The sequence below is a fragment of the Idiomarina aminovorans genome (genome assembly GCF_023155095.1).
Taxonomy (GTDB): Bacteria; Pseudomonadota; Gammaproteobacteria; order Enterobacterales; family Alteromonadaceae; genus Idiomarina; species Idiomarina aminovorans.
Map to the genome: position 1 here is coordinate 325,723 of NZ_JAKNDA010000001.1, position 24,452 is coordinate 350,174.

General features: G+C 46.0%; 18 protein-coding genes. 10 read left to right on the plus strand and 8 right to left on the minus strand.

Annotated elements, in window-relative coordinates:
• The first annotated feature begins 41 nt into the window (after window positions 1-41).
• Window positions 42-737, plus strand: coding sequence for a 2OG-Fe(II) oxygenase (locus L8G48_RS01640; RefSeq protein WP_248262871.1), 696 nt, complete (start codon window positions 42-44; stop codon window positions 735-737).
• Window positions 738-784: 47 nt separating this feature from the next.
• Here L8G48_RS01640 and L8G48_RS01645 read toward each other — a convergent pair whose 3' ends face one another.
• Window positions 785-3,559, minus strand: a complete 2,775-nt coding sequence (locus tag L8G48_RS01645; RefSeq protein WP_248262872.1) for a M16 family metallopeptidase — start codon at window positions 3,557-3,559, stop codon at window positions 785-787.
• 210 nt (window positions 3,560-3,769) lie between these two features.
• Between L8G48_RS01645 and udk the strand changes: the two genes are divergently transcribed.
• Both udk and L8G48_RS01655 read left to right on the plus strand, forming a co-directional pair.
• The gene (gene udk / locus L8G48_RS01650) at window positions 3,770-4,402 is read left to right on the plus strand and encodes a uridine kinase (RefSeq protein ID WP_248262873.1); all 633 of its coding nucleotides are present in this window, start codon (window positions 3,770-3,772) and stop codon (window positions 4,400-4,402) included.
• Window positions 4,403-4,415: 13 nt separating this feature from the next.
• Window positions 4,416-5,624 (plus strand): NupC/NupG family nucleoside CNT transporter, encoded by a 1,209-nt coding sequence (locus tag L8G48_RS01655; protein WP_248262874.1) that lies wholly within the window; start codon window positions 4,416-4,418, stop codon window positions 5,622-5,624.
• 19 nt (window positions 5,625-5,643) lie between these two features.
• Here the strand turns inward: L8G48_RS01655 and tesB are convergent, their stop codons facing one another.
• Window positions 5,644-6,504, minus strand: coding sequence for an acyl-CoA thioesterase II (gene tesB, locus L8G48_RS01660; protein WP_248262875.1), 861 nt, complete (start codon window positions 6,502-6,504; stop codon window positions 5,644-5,646).
• Between the two features lie 263 nt (window positions 6,505-6,767).
• Here tesB and acnA point away from each other — a divergent pair, with 263 nt between their 5' ends.
• Window positions 6,768-9,437: an aconitate hydratase AcnA gene (acnA, locus tag L8G48_RS01665; RefSeq protein ID WP_248262876.1), complete on the plus strand. Its 2,670-nt coding sequence runs from the start codon at window positions 6,768-6,770 to the stop codon at window positions 9,435-9,437.
• A gap of 50 nt (window positions 9,438-9,487) precedes the next feature.
• Here the strand turns inward: acnA and L8G48_RS01670 are convergent, their stop codons facing one another.
• Window positions 9,488-10,195, minus strand: coding sequence for an SDR family NAD(P)-dependent oxidoreductase (locus tag L8G48_RS01670; protein ID WP_248262877.1), 708 nt, complete (start codon window positions 10,193-10,195; stop codon window positions 9,488-9,490).
• Window positions 10,192-10,563, minus strand: coding sequence for a 2-amino-4-hydroxy-6-hydroxymethyldihydropteridine diphosphokinase (gene folK, locus L8G48_RS01675; RefSeq protein WP_248262878.1), 372 nt, complete (start codon window positions 10,561-10,563; stop codon window positions 10,192-10,194). The genes L8G48_RS01670 and folK overlap by 4 nt, the downstream gene beginning before the upstream one ends.
• Before the next feature lie 145 nt (window positions 10,564-10,708).
• On the opposite strand from folK, the gene L8G48_RS01680 reads away from it, so the two are divergent.
• Genes L8G48_RS01680 through asnB form a run of 5 tightly spaced genes read left to right on the plus strand, consistent with a single transcriptional unit; the run spans window position 10,709 to window position 15,844 of the window.
• Window positions 10,709-11,200, plus strand: a complete 492-nt coding sequence (locus L8G48_RS01680) for a hypothetical protein (protein ID WP_248262879.1) — start codon at window positions 10,709-10,711, stop codon at window positions 11,198-11,200.
• Entirely contained in the window at window positions 11,193-12,629 is a 1,437-nt protein-coding gene (locus L8G48_RS01685; RefSeq protein WP_248262880.1) for a sodium:solute symporter family protein, read from the plus strand. The genes L8G48_RS01680 and L8G48_RS01685 overlap by 8 nt, the downstream gene beginning before the upstream one ends.
• Entirely contained in the window at window positions 12,616-12,738 is a 123-nt protein-coding gene (locus L8G48_RS13455) for a hypothetical protein (protein ID WP_282444453.1), read from the plus strand. Before L8G48_RS01685 ends, L8G48_RS13455 begins: the two co-directional genes overlap by 14 nt.
• Window positions 12,739-12,742: 4 nt before the next feature.
• Window positions 12,743-13,810 carry an aspartate/ornithine carbamoyltransferase family protein gene (locus tag L8G48_RS01690; protein WP_248262881.1) on the plus strand — a complete coding sequence of 356 codons (1,068 nt, stop codon included), beginning with the start codon at window positions 12,743-12,745 and terminating at the stop codon, window positions 13,808-13,810.
• Between the two features lie 18 nt (window positions 13,811-13,828).
• Window positions 13,829-15,844, plus strand: a complete 2,016-nt coding sequence (gene asnB, locus L8G48_RS01695) for an asparagine synthase (glutamine-hydrolyzing) (RefSeq protein ID WP_248262882.1) — start codon at window positions 13,829-13,831, stop codon at window positions 15,842-15,844.
• 3 nt (window positions 15,845-15,847) lie between these two features.
• Here the strand turns inward: asnB and msrB are convergent, their stop codons facing one another.
• Entirely contained in the window at window positions 15,848-16,960 is a 1,113-nt protein-coding gene (gene msrB, locus L8G48_RS01700) for a peptide-methionine (R)-S-oxide reductase MsrB (RefSeq protein ID WP_248262883.1), read from the minus strand.
• Between the two features lie 45 nt (window positions 16,961-17,005).
• Here msrB and L8G48_RS01705 point away from each other — a divergent pair, with 45 nt between their 5' ends.
• Window positions 17,006-18,055, plus strand: a complete 1,050-nt coding sequence (locus L8G48_RS01705; protein ID WP_248262884.1) for a hypothetical protein — start codon at window positions 17,006-17,008, stop codon at window positions 18,053-18,055.
• Here L8G48_RS01705 and L8G48_RS01710 read toward each other — a convergent pair.
• The 3 genes from L8G48_RS01710 to mfd form a co-directional block, all read right to left on the minus strand.
• Complete coding sequence (locus L8G48_RS01710; RefSeq protein WP_248262885.1) at window positions 17,959-19,728, minus strand: ExeM/NucH family extracellular endonuclease; 1,770 nt, start codon at window positions 19,726-19,728, stop codon at window positions 17,959-17,961. The genes L8G48_RS01705 and L8G48_RS01710 overlap by 97 nt on opposite strands.
• Before the next feature lie 114 nt (window positions 19,729-19,842).
• Window positions 19,843-20,940: a peptidoglycan binding protein CsiV gene (locus L8G48_RS01715; protein WP_248262886.1), complete on the minus strand. Its 1,098-nt coding sequence runs from the start codon at window positions 20,938-20,940 to the stop codon at window positions 19,843-19,845.
• Window positions 20,941-20,955: 15 nt separating this feature from the next.
• Window positions 20,956-24,438 (minus strand): transcription-repair coupling factor, encoded by a 3,483-nt coding sequence (gene mfd / locus L8G48_RS01720; protein ID WP_248262887.1) that lies wholly within the window; start codon window positions 24,436-24,438, stop codon window positions 20,956-20,958.
• Between the last annotated feature and the right edge of the window lie 14 nt (window positions 24,439-24,452).

Below are 24,452 nucleotides of genomic sequence, written 5' to 3' on the forward strand. Positions count from 1 at the left end.
TTATTTTGTCTAAACGTACTGCTAATAGAAAGAGTCATCTTATGAATGATTTTATCGAAACCTATGACAACGCTTTATCCCCTGAACTTTGCCAACAACTGATTGCGGTATTTGAAAAGTCGCCGCATACTTTCCAGGGTCGCACCGGCGGTGGTGTTGATGTCAGTAAAAAGTCCAGTACAGACCTGGCGTTAAACGCTCACCCCGAGTACCGGGAACTGCTGCTAAATATACAGCAGACCACAGCCCGGCATGCGTTGGCGTATTTTAAAAAGTACCATTTTGCTTTGATAGCCCCCGTAGCGTTAACGTTACAACACCCAAAAAACCAGCAACCGACGGCGTTGACCCACGATAATTTTGATGAAATTGTGAAAGGCAATGAAATTGCGATTATGCAAACGTTATTTCGTGTGGGTGCAATACAAATGCAGCGGTATAGAAAAGGTGACGGAAACTATAATTACTGGCATTGCGAAGCGTTTCCGCAGAAGGGGTCAACTGAACCACTGCACCGGGCTTTATTGTTTATGTATTATTTAAATGACGTAGACGAAGGTGGGGAAACCGATTTTTACTATCAGGAACGTTCGTTAAAACCCAAAGCGGGTCAAATGGTCATAGCACCGGCTTACTTTACACATACGCACAGAGGCAGAATGCCTGTATCAAATGACAAGTATATTTTAACCAGCTGGATCCTTCACAGTCGGGCAGAACAATTATTTGGTGAGTGAGATAGTGAGGAAAAATCCCCCGGCCAAATAAACCGGGGGAGATGATATTACTTAACGTCGCTGTCACTAAGAATAGTGACTTCACCTAAATTCAGTGAACGCACTTTTTCTTCAATTTCTGCTAAGTCGCCAACGATAACCCAGGTCATAGCTTCCGGGGTTAATACCTCATCTGCATTTACCTGAATATCTTCAAGCGTAATAGCGTTTATGCGTTGACCATAACTTTCGAGATACTCAACGTCTTTGCCTTTATTAAAGGTGCCGACTAAGCCGCTAAGCAAGCTGCCTTTGGTTTCGTAGGCGCCTGGTAATTTAGCTGTTTTATTTGCTTTTACTTTGGCCAGCTCGTCTGCTGTTGCAGGCTTATCACCTTCGTATTGAGTAAATTCTTTAATAATTTCCTCAATCGACTCTTTGGTTTTATCGGTTTGTACCGGAGCCAGAGCAACTAACAAGCCGGGGCCTTCGTTATCCAGCCAGATAGAGCGAGCACCATAAGACCAACCTTTATCTTCCCGTAAGTTCATGTTCAGACGGCTGGTAAAGCTACCACCAAGAACCGTGTTCATTACATCAACGGTATCGGCGTTATCGACTTGACCCGATGGAGCAATTTGTCCGGCAATTATGACGGATTGTGGGTTTCCGGGTTTATCGATGAGAAATACGCGACTGGTTTTTGAAACCATGGAGGCATCAAGTACCTTTTCTGGTTTATCAGAAGCCGGAGACTGCCAGCTGGCAAACTGCTCGTCTAATAGAGCTTGAGCTTGTTCAACGGTGGTATCGCCTACTATTACCAGTTTTGCGTTATCGGGGCGCAACCAGGTTTGAGCGTGCTGGACTAAGTCTTCGCGAGTTAAGGACTTAATAGATGCAGGCGTACCGGAACCCGTTAACGGCTGGCTGTAAGCATGTTCTTCGCCAAACATTAAACCCGGTAAAACACGTAACGCTTGAGTTTGAGGGCGAGCCTCTTCCTTGCGAATTCCTTCTAGCCAGTTTGAACGTTTACGCTCAATTTCTTCTTCAGAAAACGCAGGGTTTTGTAAAATATCGTTCATTAGCGCTAAGCTTTCAGCCAAGTTCACACTGAGGGTATCCATACTAATGCGCGAGCTGTCGAGGCTGGCTGAGGCATTCAGGTTTGTACCCAGAGACTCCAGACGCTTGTTAAGCTCTAACGCGCTCAGGTTTTCCGTGCCTTCTTTTAGCATCGACATGGTGTAACTGGCTGTTCCCAGCTTCGCACCAACATCTGAGGCATAACCACTGTCAAAGACCAGGCTCATCTCAACCGTTGGCGTATCGCTGCGCTGGGCGAGGTAAACGTCTAAACCGTTAGATAATGTGAACTGTTCAACTTCCGGCAGCTCAAGTTGTGGTAAGTCACCAATATTGGGTAATTGTGAACGGTCGGCATCGGTTTCCTGAGCCGTGTAGTCAGGTTGTGGTACAACATTAAGAACGAAGTCACCATTACTCAGCCATTTTTCAGCGGCATCCCGCAGGTTATTGACGGACGCTTGTTTGGTCCATTTCATTTCTTTTTCATAAAAGCCCGGGTTTTCATGATAAACCGCACCGGAAGCCAGAATGTCGGATTTACCGCCAAAACCACCGACTTTTTCAGCGCGACGAACAAAGTCTGCGGTGGTACTGAATTTAGTGCGTTGAAGTTCAGCAGCGGTTGGACCTTCAGTAATTAAACGCGAGACTTCTTCATTGATAATGGTTTCAATCTGTTCCAGTTCTACACCGGGTTTGGCGTCGGCAGTGATCATAAACTGACCGGCCAGTTTACGGCCATATTGGAAGGCACCAACAGAGCTGGCAATTTGCTCATTGTAAACTAAGCGCTCATACAGGCGTGAATTCTTACCATTAGCAAGAATATCGGCCAGCAGGTTAAGGTACTCAGAGTCCGCCGTTCCCATTTGGGCGGTATTCCAGACTTTATAAACACGTGGAGCCGGTACACGGTCTTCCATGGTCGAGCGTTTTTGCTCGTCACGTTTCGCTACCCAGGCTTCCTGTTTCTGTAAGGGTTTGCCAGGACTGATGTCGGCAAAATATTTAGTGACCTTTTCTTTAGCGGTTGCAACATCGATATCACCCGCTAAAACTAATACGGCGTTTGCGGCGCCGTAGTAGTCTTCAAACCACTGATGAACGTCATCCAGAGAAGCGGCGTTTAAGTCTTCCATTGAACCAATGACTGACCATGAATATGGGTGTCCTTCAGGAAAGGTTTGTTCCGCAATGTAGCTCCAGGCTTTGCCGTAAGGCTGAGCCTCACCCTGGCGCTTCTCGTTTTGAACAACCCCCCGTTGCTCATCCAGTTTGTCCTGAGTAACCGCTCCTAATAGGTGACCCATACGGTCTGACTCCATCCACAAAGCCATATCAAGCGCTGGAGTTGGAACGTTTTCAAAGTAGTTAGTACGGTCATTATTGGTGGTGCCATTCATTTCTGTTGCGCCGGCACGTTCAAACGGGCCGAAATACTCGTCATCGTAGTTTTCAGTACCGTTAAACATCAAATGTTCGAACAAGTGAGCAAAGCCGGTCTGACCGGGCTTTTCGTCCTTTGAGCCAACAGCGTACCAAACGTTAACGGCAACAATAGGAGCTTTGCGATCTTCATGAACAACGACAGTTAAGCCGTTATCTAATGTAAATGTCTCATAGTTGACTTTTACGTCGGGAAATTGTGACTGGCTCACAGCCTGTCCGTTGTTAGCCGGCTGAGTTGTCTGACAACCGCCAAGTAACACGGTTGCTACAGCAACAGCAGTTAAAGTTTTCATCATCTTCATAGTGGTTCCTGAATTATTTATTAAGCAACATAACTATACGAGAGGAAGCGCTCGTATGCATGCTTGTGTCTAAGCTAAATTGTAACGAAATTAAACATATGACGGCTTGTTGGTAAAAGTTGTGAAAATAAAGGTTCCAGTCAAGTCTTTTAATTACACAGACAATCAAGGATAATTGCGTCGGTTTTCAGCAAATAGAAACGGAAGCTTGTGAGTAAAATAACAGTGATAGCGATAGCGGGCGCATCGGCGTCGGGAAAAAGCCTGTTTGCCTCCACGGTGTATCAGGAGTTGGTGGCTGAATTAGGAACTGACGGCATTGCTATTCTGGCCGAAGACGCTTACTACCGTGACCAGAGTCATATGACCATGGAACAACGGGTGCTAACTAATTACGATCAGCCTGCTGCTTTTGAACACGATTTGCTGAAGCAGCATTTGCGGCAGTTAAAAGTCGGTGAAGCGGTTGATATGCCGCAGTACAGCCATACCACACATACCCGCCTGGAAGAATCTATACGGGTTGCTCCGGCGAAAGTTGTGATGGTTGAAGGCATTTTGCTGTTAACTGACGAAAAGCTACGTGAGCAGTTTGATATCTCGGTATTTATGGACACGCCTTTGGATATTTGTCTGCTGCGCCGTATCAAGCGCGATATTGAAGAGCGTGGACGTACGTTGCAGTCGGTTACTGAGCAATATGAGCAGTATGTTCGTCCCGCATTCTTTGACTTTATATTCCCGTCTAAGCAGTTTGCCGATATCGTTGTCACTCGCGGTGGTCAGAACGAAATCGCCATTGATATTATAAAAACAAAAATACGTCAGTTGCTGGCGGAATAAAATTGGTTTTTCTATGAACAGTATTCTCGGCATTGCCGTCATCTTTCTCGTTGCATATTTAGTGTCAACGGATCGTAAAGCCATTCGTTGGCGAACGGTTCTCGGAGCATTCGGTATTCAAGTCGGATTAGCATGTATTGTACTCTACACCACTATAGGAAAAGAGTTACTACTGAGTTTTGCGGCCGGAATTTCGGAGGTTATTGGGTACACTCAGGCAGGTATCAATTTTCTATTTGGTGGATTAGCGTCTGAAGAGTTTGGTCTTGTTTTTGCCATTGAAGTTTTGTCGGTCATTGTTTTTTTCTCCTCTCTTATTTCCGTTTTGTACTACTTAGGCATTATGAAATGGATTATTCGCATTTTAGGCGGGGTGCTGCAAAGGTTGCTGGGTACCAGTCGCCCGGAATCGATGTCAGCGGCTGCCAATATTTTTGTGGGACAAACCGAAGCGCCAATGATGGTAAGGCCTTTTATCGGCACTATGACGCGTTCTGAGTTGTTTGCGGTTATGGTAGGCGGGATGGCCTCAGTATCTGGCTCTGTTCTTGCTGGTCTGGCCGAGGTCGGAATTGAACTGAAGTATCTTATTGCGGCAAGCTTTATGGCTGCTCCCGGTGGATTCTTAATGGCCAAAATGATGATTCCTGAATCAGAAAAGCCGCGTAACGATCTCAACGAAATTGAAGTAGAAGATAATTCAGTAAATGTCATTGACGCAGCAGCTCAAGGGGCATCTAGTGGCTTGCAGTTAGCAATGAATGTTGGCGCTATGCTATTGGCATTTGTGGCTTTAATAGCGTTGATAAACGGTATTTTTGGCTGGGTTGGTGGCTGGTTTGGCTATTCTGAACTCACCTTACAACAAATTTTTGGTTATGTATTTCAGCCGGTTGCCTATGTACTGGGCGTAAGCTGGGATGAGGCGAACCTGGCGGGAAGCTTTATCGGCCAGAAATTGGTTATTAACGAATTCGTTGCGTTTCTCGATTTTGTCAATTACAAAGATCAGTTAAGTGAAAACTCTCAGGTAATTATTACCTTCGTGCTTTGCGGTTTCGCGAATTTTTCATCTATCGCTATTTTGCTTGGCGGGTTAGGTGGTATGGCGCCCAGCAGACGCCACGATATTGCCCGTTTAGGCATGCGTGCTTTATTAGCGGCAACTTTAGCAAACATGATGAGTGCTGCAATTGCAGGCTTCTTTGTTTCACTAACCTAAAACGGTCTCGGGATCGCGTTTAACCACGATCCCGCATGACTCCTTCCTGAATTGTCGATGCTACTAACAGACCAGCTCGCGTGAAAATTTGTCCACGAACTAAACCACGTTGACCGCTGGCCGACGGACTGTCTATTGCATAAAGCAACCAGTCGTCCATGCGAAAGTCGCGGTGGAACCACATTGCATGGTCAACGGTAGCGACCTGCATGTTGGGCTGAGCAAAACTTACACCATGAGGCTGCAATGCAGTTGGCAAGAAGTTAAAATCCGATGCATAAGCCAGTAAGTATTTATGAACGCGCTGATCATCTGGCATACCGCCATTTGCTCTAAACCAGACATAGCGGCGGGGTTTATCTTTTTCAGGCTTAAATGGATTGTAGGGCGTTACAAACCGCATTTCTATTGGCTTATCGCAGATGAACTTGTTGCGCAGAGGTGCGGGTATCAGTTCTTCGTGCTCGCGATAAATGTCCAAATCTGAAACTAAGCCTTCAGGCCCGGGGACTTCAGGCATGGTGTCCTGATGTTCAAAGCCTTCTTCCTGTTGCTGGAAAGATGCCGTCATGTAGAAAATGGGTTTACCATATTGTATGGCTTTGACTCTGCGTGCTGAAAAACTCTTACCGTCACGAATGTTTTCAACGTCATAAACAATGGGCTTTTTGGCATCACCTGGACGCAAAAAGTAACTGTGAAACGAATGACACACTCGTTCCTGAGGTAACGTTTCTTTGGCTGCAGAAAGCGCCTGGCCAATCACCTGACCACCGAAGACAGCACCAAAGCCTAAATCCTGACTTTGTCCACGGTAAAGACCGTCTTCAATGCTTTCCAGGGTTAGTAAATTCAGTAAATCGTCGAGTACCTGACTCATCCATTATATCCTTACTTAATACGTTGAAGCCGATGTCTGGTTGATCTTAAACGCTTTTTAAAAACTATGTAATATAAACACAATTTATAATAAAAATAGTTGTTTAACTGGGTGCTTAACCACCAGTTAATTGGCACAAACCTTTGATTTATGTTTTCATAAAAGCACAAATTTGATGGCTGAAACGGTTGTATTTGTCTATATTTATATTTAAAACCGTTGAGCCATAAACTACGCTTTTATAAGCGAATGGGAGAGAATCAATGTCGGGTAAAGACAGTCTAAAAACCTTAAGTTCGTTAGATGTTAAAGGAAAAACGTTTCATTACTACAGTTTACCGAAAGCGGAGGAAGCGTTAGGGGATATCTCGAAACTTCCCGCTTCGATGAAAGTTTTGCTCGAAAACCTACTGCGTAATGAAGATGGCGAAACCGTGACCAAAGATGACTTGCAGGCTATGGTCGACTGGTCAAAGAAGAAGAAAATTGACCGTGAAATTCAATATCGTCCTGCTCGAGTGTTGATGCAGGACTTTACCGGCGTTCCGGGCATTGTTGATTTAGCTGCCATGCGAGACGCCGTAGCGAAAGCCGGACATGATCCTGAAGTTATTAATCCACTGTCTCCGGTCGACCTGGTTATCGACCACTCGGTTATGGTTGATAAATACGCGACGAAAGGAGCCTTTAAAGCAAACGTTCGCTTCGAAATGGAAAGAAACAAAGAGCGTTATGAGTTTCTGAAATGGGGACAGGACACCTTTAAAAATTTCCGTGTGGTGCCGCCGGGCACCGGTATTTGTCATCAGGTCAACCTGGAATACTTGGGTAAGAGCGTTTGGACCAAAGAAGAAGACGGCAAGACGTTTGCCTATCCCGATACCCTGGTCGGCACTGACTCACACACCACCATGATCAATGGTATTGGTGTATTAGGCTGGGGCGTAGGCGGTATTGAAGCCGAAGCCGCTATGCTGGGGCAACCGGTTTCGATGTTGATACCGGAAGTTGTGGGTTTCCGCATGACTGGCAAACTGAAAGAAGGTGTCACCGCTACCGACCTGGTATTAACGGTAACTCAAATGCTGCGCGAAAAGGGTGTTGTCGGTAAGTTTGTTGAATTTTACGGCCCGGGTCTGGGAAATCTGCCATTAGCCGATCGGGCTACTATTTCCAACATGTCGCCGGAATACGGTGCAACCTGTGGTTTCTTCCCGGTCGATGATGAAACTCTGCGTTATTTCCGCCTTTCCGGCCGCGATGAAGAAACCATTGAATTGGTTGAAAAATACTCGAAAGCTCAAGGTTTATGGCGCGATGACGACAACGAGCCCGAATACACCGATACGCTTGAATTAGATTTAAGTACAGTAACCGCTTCACTTGCCGGTCCTAAACGTCCTCAGGACCGAGTGGATATGGAACAACTGGGCAGTAACTTTGACCTGATTCTGGAAACCAATGGTAAATCGGGCGAAAAAGACAAAGAAGTACAGGTAAAAGGTAAGGATTACTCGTTGTCGCATGGCGACGTCGTCATTGCTGCTATTACGTCTTGTACTAATACGTCCAACCCCAGTGTTATGATGGCAGCCGGTCTGGTTGCTAAAAAAGCCGTGGAAAAAGGATTGGTTCGTAAGCCATGGGTTAAATCTTCACTGGCTCCGGGTTCTAAAGTGGTGACCGACTACTTCGCTAAAGCAGGCTTAGACGAATATCTTGATAAACTCGGTTTTAATCTGGTGGGTTATGGTTGTACTACTTGTATTGGTAACTCAGGTCCACTGGATGATGAAATAACTGAAGCTATTAATGAAGGCAAACTGACCGTATCTTCAGTGCTATCGGGCAACCGTAACTTTGAAGGGCGTGTTCACCCCGAAGTTCAGGCTAACTGGTTGGCATCACCACCCCTGGTGGTTGCGTATGCATTATCGGGTACCACTCGTACCGATCTGAGTAAAGATCCTTTGGGTAAAGACTCAGAGGGTAATGACGTGTTCTTAAAGGACATTTGGCCAAGCAGTGCAGAAATTGCTGAAGTAGTAGAAATCGTTGATAACGAAATGTTCGGCAAAGAATACGGTGAGGTTTTTGAAGGTGATGAGGAGTGGCAGTCAATCAGTGTTGCTGAGGGCAATACTTACCAATGGCAAGATGATTCCACCTACGTTAAGAATCCCCCGTTTTTTGAAGGTATTGACAAGCCACTGGAAGCGCCAAGCGACATTAAAGACGCAAATGTGTTAGCAGTATTTGCTGATTCAATTACTACTGACCACATCTCACCGGCGGGTGCAATAAAACCAGATTCACCGGCCGGTAAGTATTTGCAGGAAAATGGAGTGGAAGTTAAAGACTTTAACTCTTACGGTTCGCGTCGTGGTAACCACGAAGTGATGATGCGCGGTACTTTTGCCAATATTCGTATTAAAAACCAAATGCTGGATGATGTTGAAGGTGGTTACACCAAATACATTCCTACTGGCGAGCAAATGCCAATTTACGACGCGGCTATGAAATATATGGAGAATAATACGCCGTTGGTTGTCCTGGCAGGTAAAGAATACGGTACAGGCTCAAGTCGTGACTGGGCTGCCAAAGGTACGACTCTGTTGGGCGTTAAGGCCGTATTGGCTGAAAGCTACGAACGTATTCACCGTTCTAACCTGATTGGTATGGGTGTTCTGCCACTTCAGTTTGCTGAAGATGAAGGCGTGAAAGAACACAAATTGACCGGTGAAGAGCAAATTTCGATTCTTGGTTTAGACAATGATCTGAAACCGGGACAGCTGCTGAAAGTTGTTGCTAAACGCAAAGACGGCAGTGAGGTTGAGTTTGAAGCTAAGTGTCGCATCGATACCGGTAATGAAATGAGTTACTACAAAAGTGGTGGTATCTTACATTACGTGTTGCGTGGAATGCTTAAATAACAATTTTAACAGAAAAGAAATTGAAGCCCGGCCAATGAGCCGGGCTTTTTTTATATCATTAAGCCGCGGCCGCCATCGACTTTAATCGCTTCTCCGGTAATAAAGGGGTTGTCACGTAAAAAGCGAACGGTTTCTATCATTGGCTCTAACCCTCCTTCAACCCGTAATGGGGTCTCATCGAGTACTTGCGCCCGGTGCTCTTTATCATGCTCAGGTAAAAATAAAATGGGACCAGGCTGAATGGCGTTGACTCTTACTGATGGTGCCAAGCTTTTAGCAAATGCCTGAGTCATATTGGCAAGTCCGGCTTTTGCGGCGCAATAGGCTATGTAGTCAGTGGAAGGGCGATCAGCATAGATATCTGTAATATTAATTACCAGCCCATTTTTTGACTGACCCAGCTTTGTTTGTAAGCCGTTAATGAGCAGATAAGGGGCCATGCCATGCACCTGAAATACAGCGGCGAGCGCATTGTTATCGTTATTAACAGTTTCGTTGTCGAAAAAACAGGATGCGTTATTGACCAAAAGGTCGATGGAATCAGTGGCGTTATTAATTGTCTGGATCATGGTCTGAATACTATCAAGATCGGTGAAATCAGCCTGTACGGCGGTGGCACCAAGTGACTCTAATTCGTTAATGCCTTTGCGTGAACTGTTGTAGTGAGCGAATAATTGATAGCCTTCAGCAAGTAAAGCCTTAGCCAACTCAAAACCGAAGCGTCGGCCGGCACCGGTAATAACGGCTGTTTTTTTCATGGCGTGAGTCCTAAATCTGTGAGTAAAGAAGTTAAATACTCCGGAACTTGCGGTTTCTCCTCAAGCTTTCCGAGAATATCTATATCTATGGTGCGGTCTTTAAAACTGCGTTGTGGATCAGAGCGATCGCGCCCCAGTGCTTCCTCAATTCTATTAAACTCAGACTTGAGTTTCTCAGTCGTCATTGGTGTCTGAATTATAAACAGAGCATTTAAAAAGTTTCTGTCGGTGTTCATATTCACCGGAGATGTGGGAATATTTCTCGAGAAACTTATGGTTTTTGACAAAGCCTTTAGTTCAGCTTGTGCCTGAGAAAAATTTCTTTGGGGCTCTATGTTTGAACCAAGACTGCATAAGTACTTTTTCATTGAATATCTGACCACTGAACGTGAATAATATGTTGATTTGTATACGGGTAAAAACACCAAACAGATGACAGACTCAAATAGTTGAAATTGCAAAGATCTGTTGATAGCCTAAAATTTCAACTAACGCTGGTGAGCAGAAGTCTTAATGACGACACAGAAAACCTGCTTTAACTATCGATATACTTTGTTGGCTTTATGTCTGTTCTTCATGTTACCAACAACCACGCTTGCAAGCTCCCTGACGCTAAGCGGGCCTGAGTCTGTTATTAAGGAAGGTTACTTTACCGTTTCTGTCCATGCTAATGATATTAATGAGCTTAACAGAATTACTATTGAGGTTGCCAGCGATTCGGATTTTACAGAGCGTACTCGCCAGTTTCCCGCATTAGGTGATTTTAAAGACATTTCGTTAACCGGCTTTAGCAACGGGAAATACTACGTACGCGCTCGGGCAGAAGATGCCAATAGACAAGCCTATGTGAGTAATACAGTCAAAATTACCGTAAAACATTACCCACTGTGGCAGGCTTTGACTTTATTTTTTATTGGTTTAGTTATTTTCATTACTTTAGTAGCAACCTTGTTGCTGCTGCATCGTCAATGGCTACATTCCAAACAACATAAGCATCATGACTGAGTTCGCATTAGAAACCAGCACCGGCATCACTATTATCATTCTGTTCGGAGTGTTCTGGGTTGCCTTTGGTTATTGGCTGGGACGAAAAAACCGCACCCACGAAGATTTTGCTTTAGCAGGGCGGAATGTTGGCTTTGCTTTTGCTGCCGCAACGGCTATGGCAACCTGGGTAACCAGCAACACCACGTTGGTTGCACCTCAACTGACCTATCAGTTTGGTATATGGGGCATGATAGGTTACTCCTTTGCCGCTTTAGGGCTTATTTTATTTGCGCCAATGGCCAAACGTATTAAGGAGTTGCTACCGAACGGATACACCTCAGGGGACTTCGTTCGTTTGCGTTATGGTAACTTAGCCTGGCTGGTCTTTGTTGTTATTTCTGTGGTGTATGCGTTTGGCTGGTTAATCAGCCTGGGCATGGCTGGCGGCATTTTGCTGGAATCACTGAGCGGTCTTGATTACCACATTGGCATGACAACCATATTGGTCATTTGTGTTGGTTATACTTTATTCGGCGGGATGCGGGCCGTTATCGCCACCGACTTTATTCAGGCGTTGATTATTATTGTCGGGGTCAGTTTTATCGCTTACTGGCTGATTGATAATGTAGGCTTAGACAGCATTCACAGCAACTTAACCGCTGAGCACCCACAGTTACTGGATCTTTTGTTTCCTGCAGCTGTCATGTTTTTGTTTAATAATATTTTCTTTGGGCTTGGCGAAATATTCCATTCCAATGTCTGGTGGTCACGGGCGTTGTCTTTTAAAAAGGACGTGGCTTACAAAGCTTACTTAACCGGAGGTTTATTGTGGCTGCCTATTCCTATAGTGACAGGTTTTATTGCTTTGGCTGCGCCACAACTGGGAATTTTCCCGCCAAGCCCGGATATGATAGGACCTACTGTGGCCGCTGCGGTACTCGGTAAAGTGGGGGCTATCATTGTTTTTGTTGTCATTTTTTCGGCATTGGCTTCCAGTCTGGACTCATTGCTTGCGGCGACTTCTGACTTAGTCACACAAGATATTTTTCATAAGAAATTAAAACCAAACGCCAGCGACAAAACGTTAATGCGCTTTAATCGTAGCTGTATTCTCGGCTTAGGCATAATGACCTGGCTCTTGTGCTTACCGCGTATTGCTACGTTAGGGGCTTTGCTAAACTTTGCCGGTGCTTTCGTTGCCAGTACTATTTGGCCGATACTGTTGGGACTTTACCAGCGTCGTCTGACCGGTGGTTATGCTGCTTTTGCTATGGCGCTCGGAACGTTATCGGGTATGCTGGGTTACTTTGCTGTCGGGTTTTATGTCGCAGCATTGGTATCGTGCGCTATTTCCGGGCTTATCTGCTTAGTGGGTATTATTCGCAGTGACAAACAGTTTGACTGGGACCAGTTAAATGAAAAGGAGCAGGTAGATGCTAATCAATGAGCTGGCGTTTGAGTGGTTGATTTTTCTGGCATTGCTAATGACTGGTGTGGCTCCGATATTATTACTGGGGCTTTTCATTAAAGATTTTATTTCTAAAACCATATGGTAATTGTATGACTATAAAGGATGTTTCCTTTGAGCGAGACTGGCCCGATGTGTGTGGTGACGCTCACCCAAAGGCGTTATTAAAAGCAATTCAGGAAGATGGTGATTACCTGCTGAAACTGTCGAATCAGCATGTGGTATCGGCTGACCAATTTTCGCAACTGGGTATGTTGCAGTTGTTCCGGCTGGCGGCAAAGTATGAGGCTAACCCTCGTCGATTTAGTACGTCGTTACAAGGTAAGATCCTAATCAGCGCATTTTATGAACCAAGTACCCGTACGCGCTTGTCATTTGAGAGCGCATGGCACCGGCTGGGCGGGGACATTATGTCAATTACGGACCGTTCCAGCACCGGCATTGCAAAAGGTGAGCGTTTGTCTGATGTTGCTGAAATGTTTAACAACTATGGCGACTGCGTGGTGCTGCGCGACAATAACGAAACGTCATTAGAGGAAATGATCGATTCGTTGCGTATTCCTATTATCAATGCGGGCAATGGCTCGGACGAGCATCCGACGCAGGCACTTTCGGATATGTATGCGCTTTTTAAATGGCGCCCGGATTTGGTGACTGATGAGGCAGAAAAAGCACCCATAAAAATTGGGATTATTGGGGTGCCGGATAAAATGCGTACGGTTCGTAGCTTTATTAAATGTCTGGTTAAGTTTCCTAAAGCCATTGATGAAATTGTTATTATCCACGATGAAGAGTCGTCTACTCAATTGTTCGGAGATAAGCAAAGAGAGCAGATTGAACAGACCGGAATTAGAATTCGTACCACTCGGGATTTAGAGCAGGTATTACCAGAGCTTGATGTGGTTTATATCAATGCCATTTCATGGGAAGGTGATACCTTTAGTACTTACGGTAGTGAGTTTCACTTAACGACGCAGTCACCGCTAAAAGACAGCGCCATTATTTTACACCCATTAGCACGCGGTCGGGAACTATCGACCGATCTCGACCCCACGCCTCATAACTGGTATTTCAGCCAGGCCCGGGGAGCGGTGTTTTTACGGATGGCGCTGCTGACCTGTATGGTGCAGCGAGCTGAACGCGTCATTGATGTCGTCTGATACGAGGAAAAGCAAAGAATGTGCGGAATTGCTGGCGTTTTTCATCATCAAACGGAACGAGCGATTGACCCCCAGACCTTAGTGAATATGGCTGCGATAATGCATCATCGTGGTCCCGATGGGTTTGGTTATGAAGTACAAGAAGATTATGGGGTGGGGTTTAGTCACGCCCGTTTATCCATTATCGACCTGGACGAAAAGCGGGGTCGGCAACCGTTTTTGTCAACTGATAAGCGATTGATGCTGACCCATAATGGTGAATTCTACGATTTTAAACGTATTCGTGCGGATTTAACCGCCCGCGGTGCACGATTTAACAGTAAAAGTGACTCAGAGATTGTGTTGCATTTGTTTGAGCGTTTCGGGTTAGAGGACACTCTAAAAGAGTTACGTGGTGAGTTTGCTTTTGGCTTGTTCGATGCCAAAGACGAAAGTCTGTACTTAGTGCGTGACCGCTTTGGCGTTAAACCTCTCTATTGGACCGAGACAGAGCATGGCGTGGTATTTGGCTCTGAACTGAAAGTGTTGTTTGCTCACCCGGAAGTTAAGCGTGAGTTTTCCGCTGAAGGATTGTATCACCAGCTGATTCAGGTGATGGTTCCCGGTTCTACGGCTTTTGAGGGAATTAATCAGGTTCAGCCGGGGTATGTGGTTAAGCTGCAACGTAAAAACGGCAAAGTGGTTGCGACAGAACACAAATACTGGGACGTGGACTTCCCACCAGAGGAGAGTTATCCCGGTGCTGATGTTGATGAAGAAGAGTATATAGAAGGTGTTCGCTCAAAGTTACTGGAAGCGGTTCAGCACCGCATGACAGCCGATGTGCCTGTGGGTTGCTATTTGTCGGGTGGGATCGATTCCTGTGCAATTCTGGGTCTGGCGTCAGCGTCAACTCAAACGTCGGTTAAAGCCTTTACCATAGGATTTGATTCAGCAGACTATGATGAGACACCGATAGCGCAGGAAATGGCGGAAGCGACTCATGCTGACCACCATATTATGCGTCTTAAAGCCGATGATCTTTATGATCACTTCGTGAAAACGTTGTGGCACACCGAGCGAACCATTTATAACACTCTGGGTGTTGCTAAATATCTTATGAGTAAAGAGGTACACGAAGCGGGTTATAAAGTGGTGATGACAGGCGAGGGCTCAGATGAGCTTTTTGCCGGTTACCCAGCTTTTCGTCAGGATATGTTTTTGCATGGGCTCGATCATTTACCGGAAGTTGAGCGGGTAGAGTGGCAGGAATTATTAGAAAAAAATAATAAGCTCTTTAAAGGCGCCATGTTGGCTCGCGAAGAATTTGTCAGCGATGCTTTCAACCAAAAAATGGGCTTTACTCCCAGTTGCGTGCAGCCTTGGTTGTCCTGTTCATCCGTTGCCTTACCGCTAATGTCAGAGGAAAAGCGCCAGCAAGTTGAGGGTTATGAGCCCAGCAAGGCAATAGCGGATACATTAGACGAGAACATGCTCGATGGTCGCCATCCGCTCGACAGAGCCCAGTATGTCTGGATAAAAACCATGCTGGAAGGGCAAATTCTGACCTGGGGTGGCGACCGGGTTGATATGGCTAATTCAATGGAAGCGCGTCCGGCATTTCTCGATCATCATTTAGCGGAATACGCTTTTTCGGTGCCGCCGCATTTGCGTATTAAGGGTAATAAAGAGAAGTATGTGTTGCGCGAAGCAATGAAAGGCCTGCTGCCGGAAACGCTGTACAAGCGTGAAAAGTTTGCTTTTATGGCGCCGCCGGCACATACCGATCCTGAAAAATGGAAAGCGGTAGAAAAGCTGGCTCATCAGTTCTTAAATGAGGATTTTGTGAAGTCAGCTGGGTTACTTGACTACGACGAAGTGGTAAGAACTTTTGAACGTCATCAGGACGATAACGTTCCTAAAGAAGAGCGTGTGCAGCTCGATGCGGTGATTAACCACATGCTGGGCGTTCAGGTACTGTATCATCACTTTGTGGCAACTGATGTACCTAAACAAGCCCGGCAACGTGCCAGCGAACTGGGCTGGACGGTTTAATTTTTACTTCTCGGTGACTGCATCAATGTAGTCACCGTAACCTTCTTCTTCCATCTTTTCTAAAGGAATAAAACGCATTGCGGCTGAGTTCATACAATACCTTAAGCCAGTTGGTCTGGGGCCATCTTTAAAAACATGACCCACGTGAGAATCTGCCTGGCGACTGCGAATATCTGTACGCGTGTAAAACCAGCTATTGTCTTCTTTTTCAACAACCGCGTCAGGTGTTATTGGTTTGGTAAAACTTGGCCAGCCAGTACCCGATTCATATTTGTCCGCTGAAGAAAAAAGTGGCTCGCCGCTGACAATATCTATATAAATACCAGCGCGTTCGTTGTCCCAATATGGGTTATCAAACGCCGGTTCTGTCGCGTCTTCCTGAGTGACGGCATACTGAATGTCAGTTAAGCGTTCTTTTAATTCACTTTTACTGGGTTTCGTGTACGTGTTTTTGTCACTTTTTCCTGATGGGTTCTCGTTAGTAAATTGCTGGTAATCAACGTCAGAAGTATCGCCCCAGTGTTTCTCCACAAAGTCATATCGCCCCGAATTATAGGTGTAGATACGATAACGAACAGGGTTTTTATCGTAATAATTCTGGTGATACTTTTCAGCGTTATAAAAGCTTCTAAAGGGAGTTATTTCAATAACTACGGGGTCAGAAAAAGGCCCGTTTTTATCCAGCCATTCACGCGATTCCATAGCAATGCGTTTTTGCTGTTCATTATGATAAAAAATAGCGGGGCGGTATTGCTGCCCACGATCGACAAACTGCCCCTGATTGTCTGTTGGATCACTGATACGCCACAGTTTTTGAAGCAAGGCAGCATAGCTGACAATATCCGGATTATAGTAAACTTGCGCAGCTTCAGTGTGTCCGGTTTGACCGCCGGCAACTTGTTCATAAGTCGGATTGGTTTCTTTGCCGCCACTGTAACCAGAGACAACTTCACGAACCCCCGGCATTTTCTCAAAAGCCTCTTCTACGCACCAAAAGCAGCCACCCGCTAAAGTGGCAACTTTCTCATTTTTTTGCTTTGTTGGCTCATTATTCTGTGCCATGCTGATACCAGATACTAACAAACTGGTAACAATAATTATCAGGCGAATTGACATAGTATTCTCTAACCAAAGGTGTTATCTAGTTATAGACCGTTTAATATGAAAAAGATTACTTGGGTAGCTTTTATTTTTGGCCTTAACTGCCAATCTGTCGCTGCATTGCAGCAGTCAGACGAGAAAGATGACATGTGGCTGGACAGTTTTCGTAGCGGACTAGGAACCTCGGTTGAGGTAACAGCTCGCTGGGTTGACGGTCTGTTTGGAGAAACAGGTATCGGTCATTATGAGCGTTCTTACGGACGGCTCTCGGTTGCACCTCAATGGGATCAATATGATGGCTTTGAAGTGAAATCTCGCTTTAGAGCGCGTGTTGCCTTACCCAAACTAAAGAAAAATTTTTCAGCCTTTATTGGTCGGGTCGATGAAAACGAATTTTTGGATAATGATTCAGCGGGCCGGCCCTCGGTTATTCGTTCGCCGGAATCGGATGAAGAATGGTTAGTTGGACTGGGCTTTGATCCGGAAATTAATGAAGGCCATCGTATTTCATACAGTATTGGCATTCGCGGTGGTTTGCGTTTTGATACCTACGCCCGGGCGCGCTACATGACCGGTTTTGTTTTTTCGGAAGACCAACAAGTCCGTACTCAATCCTCTGCGTTCTGGCGCGACAGTGATGGCTTTGGTGTTGCTCAGCGTATTGATTATGAAACGACGCTAATGGAAAGCTGGTTGCTGAGGTGGGCTTCAATCGGAACCTTCGCTGAAGAGACTGATGGTGTTCGCTGGAGCAGCAGCGCCCGTTTATATCACCTATACAGTGAAGAAAAAGCCTGGGCTGCGGAAACCTGGATAGAAGGCAATACCGATCACGAGGTACCGGTTCAGGATTACGGCGTACGTTTGCTGAACCGTCAGCGTTATTTGCGGGATTGGTTTTTTGTTGAAAGTTGGGTGGGTTACCACTGGCCACGCGGTCATTTAGCAGAGCAACGTAGTGGCCAGTGGTTAGTGGGGATTGAATTTGAAGTTCATTTCGGAACCGATAATGCTTACATGCCCGAAGCGGAAAAGCGCAAATCCAGCACCAGAGGATCATGGTCTGACGAGCGAAATGGCCCCTCGGAAAAATACGTGTCATTACGGTAGTCGTAAACCCAGGGTTCGTCTGCATTAAACGGTAAATGATAGACTTTTTTAATCTTATCTTTAAGCGAGTCAGCTACAAAAACATGGTCTAAAGCACCCGCCTGACTATCGTACACATAGGAATAATCCGTTGCATTGGAAGGGTTATAAAAACCATTTTCAGTGAAGTAACGAATAGGATCTTCATGGTAGTAGGCGTTAAAGTCGCCTAAAAGAACAGGGTTGACCAAAGTTTCATTTTGAATCCACTGCGTTAGCTGCTCCGAAGATTTTAGCCGTAAGTCGTTCCAACACGCCTGACCATCATTTTTATTACTGTTCGGGCTTTCAGAGTCCTCAGGGCAACTGCCTTTCGATTTAAAGTGATTAACGATAACGCTGAATTCAGTGTCACTGTTTTGGTCGATAAAGCTTTGTGCCAAAGGCGGGCGACTTCCCCAGGAAAAGGGCCCCTGACGAGTAAAGATTGCGTGAGAACTCGGTTTAACGCGTTCTGGCTGGTAAATAATACCCACCGTAATTTGATCGGTCCCAATTTTTTGCGCATGGGGCTCAGCTATTTCATAATCTTTACCTGACACTATTTCTAGTGCGTTAACCAGTTGTGTAATCGCACTGTTTTTAGCGAAACCATCATTTTCAAGCTCCATCAGCCCGATAATATCAGCATCCATAGTGGTCAGTGCAGCTACAATTTTTTGCAGTTGGTGTTGCATTTGTGCTGGGTTGTCAGCGCCTCTGGGTGTGGGGAAACCCTGGCCGGCACCGTTACCATTAAAGAAATTCAAGACATTAAAGCTGGCAATACGGACAACGTCGCTGGACTTTTCTGCCAGCTGAGGTTGCTGTGATACGGTTTTTAATACTAAGTCTTCGGTTGGCTGAATTCTGTAGCCGTGATTAAACTGGCTGATAATGCCGCTGAAGCTGCTTATTTTAGAACCTGAGCGTAAGCTATTTTGTTCACCATGCTGGAGGGAGGCAAAAGGCAAAGGGCTGGGTTCAATAACATGGCTGTTGTCATCAACCTGAAGTCGGTTCAGTTCATTTTCTTTTGCCTGGCGTTGGGCATCTTTACCGGGCATAACAATTTGTGTCGGCGTCCATAGTCGGCCTGAAGAGATATCAAAAAAGCCGTAACGAGGGTAGTTGTAATGTCCTGATACCGTCAGTTCTTTACCTTTCGTTGCGGACAGCTGGACAGGCATTCCTTCCAGAGCCTCAAGCTCTTTAAGTGAGTTTACGGGTAGCTGTAAAGCTGTTAACGAAGGAATGGTCGTGCTTTTACCACAGGTGGTTATATTGGATACATTCACCAAAGAGGTTAACCGTGAGCGCTCTTCCACTTTGCCGGAAACTCTTACCGTATCACCGGCAGTAACCGTGGAATGGTGCTCATCAGTGGCAACAAATAACCCTTCTGAAGTGGCTGGATTTTCATCCATATCATTAGCAAAACTGTGAATAAAAAAACCGCTCAGTTCATTAGTGTGTTGCCAGGAGGCGGTGACGATACCGCGGATGCTAACTTCTTCACCGACCCTTTCGGAACGTTCAGTTTCTCCCTGAATGCTGGCAATAGAAGTCATATCGCTGTCATTATCACAGGTACTTGCAACGGCTGTTCCTGACAAAAAAAGAGCGGGTAACAAGTTAAGTAGTTGTTTATTCATAGTAGTGATCCAGGTTGTCGTAGCTTCCTACTGGGAACGAGTGCCGCGTCCGGGCGTTCCGCATCCATTATGTGGGTAATTTTTTGATTTTTTCCATCGTTGTCCCGAAGCCTGCTAGTACCTTGGAGCTGATAAGTCGGTACGGCGGATTTGAACAACAACACCAAGCTTAGGGTGATCGAAGTAGTGTGTTTCGTGACTGATAACCCGCCGTAACTGTGAAAAGTAGTAGCTACGTAGATAAGGAATCTGTTCACTGGCATTATTGAGTGCCAACGATGCCTGTTCCTCTATATTGTTGGCAATGCGTTCTATTCTGTCGGTTTCACGTAAATTAAACTCACCATTAATATGAAGATAATTGCCCACTAAAAAAATCTGCATCAGCCCGTCAAACTCCCAGGAAAGATGCGGTTGGTCGGCCGCTATCAGAGGTGGACGAACCGGAGTCGTCTCATTTAAGCGACGAAAAGGTTCAGCTCCGGAATCAATAACCTTAAGCAGACTCTCTATATTATCCATACGTTGTTGTTGACTGGCGCTGGATAAAGGCGTGTTAAGTTTTGCCTGCTCCCGGGGGAAGCCATTATAGAAAAACTCATCACTGTAATTTTTACCGCCAAATAAGCGGAACTTGCGGGCATGGTTTCGGGTAAATACGGGCTGTCTCCAAGCGAGGTGCAATAGAGATTTTGCCTGGCCTTTCTTATCCAGTTGGGTGCGAATGGGTGACAGCTCTAAAACCTCTTCAGGCATTAAGAAAGGTTGCGAGGCGGTTTTGATATCCCCCCCCGGGCCGTCAATAACGACCGCGGTCGATGTCACTTCAGATAGAACGGGTGAAGGTGCAAATGGGTTACCGGTAATAGGTATCCACTGATCTTCATTTTCATATTGGCAGGCAACATCAAGTTGCCAATTACCCTCTGACAGTGGTTCGCAAGTTGGTAAAGCGCTGCGAAGCGAGCGGTTTTTAAGGCTATGGTGTGGTGTCAGTAAATCTTGGCTGCCTGCAATAGAAATAGGTTGCAGGGTTAACGAGAAGTTTTCGCCCGATTGGTCGGTCGCTGTTTGTTTGAATATAAGGACTTCGACTTCGAACCAGCGCCAGTAGTCTTTACCAGACTGAGCTGCGGCTTCAGCAGACACTAAAGCTATTAGTGCTGTTATTAAGCCCAGTACCGATTTTAACCCACGATGCACCAGCGCCATTCCTTCACTCCTGTGTTACGCCGCCTGAGATTGCTCTGCGAATTCTTCTAATAAAGACTCTATCAGTTTTAAGCGACTTTGAGTATCTTCCAGTGTCTGACTCAGACGCAAACGGCTTGGTCCATCAAGCTTATAATAGTCAGGGGCTTTCTGAATGAGTGCAATAATAATTTCGGGATTAATTTTTGTGTTGTCAGCGAACTCAATAATACCCCCTTGATTACCCATGTCAATTTTGCTTATACCCAATTGTTCCGCCTTATTGCGTAGCTGTGTCTGGCGAATCAAATTCTTTGCGGCATCTGGTAACAGACCAAAGCGATCAATCAGTTCAACCTGCAAATCTTCAAGTTCTTTACTGGTTTCACAATTGGCTATTCGTTTGTACAAACTTAACCGGTTGTTCACGTCCGGTATGTAAGCTTCGGGTAAAAGTGCCGGGAGTTTTAAATCAATTTCGGCACGTTCATGCAGCAATTGAGCAAGACCGGGTTCTTTGCCTTCTTTTAAGGCTTTAACCGCCTGTTCCAGCATATCCATGTACAAGGTAAAACCAATACTTTCAATCTGTCCGCTTTGATCATCACCCAACAATTCACCCGCACCGCGAATTTCCAAGTCGTGAGTCGCCAACATAAAGCCGGCCCCCAGATCTTCCAGTTGGGAAATTGCCTCAAGACGTTTGTGCGCGTCCTTGGTCATGCGTTTGGGGTGCGGCGTCAGTAAATACGCATAAGCCTGATGGTGAGAACGCCCGACGCGACCGCGCAATTGGTGCATTTGAGCAAGCCCGAGATGATCGGCTCGGTCCATAATAATGGTGTTGGCACTGGGAATGTCGATACCGGTTTCAATAATGGTGGTGCAGACCAGTACATTAAAACGCTGATGGTAAAAGTCCGACATAATGCGCTCAAGGTCACGCTCGCGCATTTGCCCGTGTGCGACAGTCACCCGGGCTTCAGGCACTAAGGCTTCAATATCCGCAGCGGTTTTTTCAATAGTTTCAACATTATTGTGAAGGAAAAACACCTGGCCGCCGCGTAATATTTCACGCAGCAAGGCCTCGCGAACTGTGGGTTCATCGTATTCCCGGACAAAGGTTTTTACGGCTAAACGCTTAGCCGGGGGCGTCGCAATAATGGACAGGTCACGAATGTTGTTCATGGCCATATTCAAAGTTCGGGGAATAGGCGTAGCCGTTAATGTCAGAATATCGACGTCGGCTCGCAGGCGCTTAATGGCGTCTTTTTGACGGACACCAAAACGGTGCTCTTCATCGACTACCAGCAAACCTAAATCATGGCACTTGACGCTGTCCTGAATGAGTTTGTGTGTGCCTATCACTATATCGACTTTGCCGTTCGATAAATCTTCAAGAATGCCTTTTGACTGCTTGGCCGTTTTAAAGCGCGACAGCACTTCAACCCGAATGGCTTGATCAGCAAAGCGGTCACTGAAGTTTTCGTAGTGTTGCTGCGCAAGCAGGGTGGTCGGTACTAATACCATCACCTGCTTACCTTCATTAACCGCAATAAAAGCAGCGCGCATTGCGACTTCCGTTTTACCAAAACCAACATCACCACAAACCAGTCTGTCCATTGCACGAGCTTGTTGCATATCCTGCTTTACGGCATCAATAGCGGCTTGTTGGTCAATGGTTTCTCCAAATGGGAAACTAGCCGCAAAGCGCTGATAGTCGTCTTCATTCATGTTAAACGCATAGCCTGGCTTGGCTTCTCTGCGAGCATAGATATCCAGTAACTCGGCTGCTACGTCACGGACTTTTTCCGCCGCTCGTTTCTTCGCTTTTTCCCAACCGTCGTTACCCAACTTATGCAAAGGAGCATGGTTTTCTTCACCACCACTGTAACGGCTTAAAACATTCAGACTCGCTACCGGAACGTAAAGTTTTGCGCCACCTGCGTACTCAATAGTGACAAATTCCGTTGTTACGTTACCGGCATCCAGAGTTGTCAGTCCCTGATAGCGACCCACGCCGTGATCCAGGTGAACGACGGGTTGACCGGCTTGCAACTCTGCCAGATTACGAATAAGCGTATCGGCACTAACCGTGGCTTTTTGTGCGCGTCGGCGACTTTGCACAACACGGTTCCCGAACAACTCGGTTTCGGTAATGAACCAGAGTTTGGTGTCTGGTAAATAAAATGAATTAATGACCGGGCTTATGATTAACCCGATTTCTTGTGTCGGGCACTCCTCTAACCCAGAGCAAAGCCTTACTTTGAACCCAAGCTTGCTGACAATTTCGCGCAAGGCTTCGCGGCGACCGGCGCTTTCAGCGGAAAGTAACACTTTTTCCTTGTTTGCCTGAGCCTGTTCTAATTTGGCTTTTAACTTGGCAAAAGGCTCTTTTTGTTGATGATCCGCTGCAATTTCGGTAACCGTTTCGGTAATAAATGGTGTCGGCCCGGGTTGCGCCATTTCAGCCGCTACGTTGGCTCTTACCCTGCGGTATTGTTTAAAGCCGGCGTGTATATTATCGACCGGAAGAAACAGTTCATTCGGGTGCAGCAATGGTCGTAACGGATCAAATTGACGTTGGTCGTAGCGGTGGTTAATGTCCTTCCACAGGCGTTCCAGGCTGGCTTGAATGTTGCCAAAAGTAACCAGTACCGTATCTTCTGGCAGGTAATCAAACAAGCTGGCGGTTTCTTCGAAAAATAGTGGCAGGTAATATTCGACTCCGCCGGGTAACTGGCCTTTACTCACCTGCTGATAAACAGACTCACGTTCGGTACTGGCTTCAAAATGCTCGCGGTAATTGGCGCGAAAGCGTTCAATTGCTGTTTGGGTCAGCGGAAACTCGTGTGCCGGCAACAGGTTAATGTTGTCTATTTGAGCTTTTGAAAGTTGAGTTTCCGGGTCAAATGGCCTGATACTGTCGACTTCATCGTCAAAAAAGTCGAGTCTATATGGTGTCTGACTGCCCATAGGGTACAGGTCTAAAATTGAGCCGCGTGCACTGAATTCGCCATGCTCCATAACCTGGTTAACATGGCGATAGCCTGCATTCTCTAATTGTTGACGCAGTTTCAGGCTATCGAGTTGCTGGCCTTTTTCAATTTGTAATGCCTGTCCCTGAACAAAAGAGGTTGGTGCAATTTTGTGTAATAAGGTATTAATGCTGACTATTAATGCCCCGCGTTTAGCTTCCGGAAGGCGAGCCAGAACCCGTAGACGATCGGATATAATGTCCTGATGCGGGGAGAAACTGTCATACGGCAAAGTTTCCCAGTCAGGGAACAAAGTAATGTCGTCATGGTACTCGGTGTTCTCACCGGCAAAGTATTTAACTTCCTGTTCTAACCGGTGCGCCTGGTTAGCATCTGCTGTAACAATTAAAACGCGCCCGGGGGTAGCGTCTATTAATTTGGCCAGAGCCAATGCAGGGGCGCTGCCATGCAGTTCCTGCCAGGTAATATCTTTATTGGCTGCCGGTGGAAAAGGGGGTCTTAGTACAGATGCCTTAGTCATGACTACTCAACTGG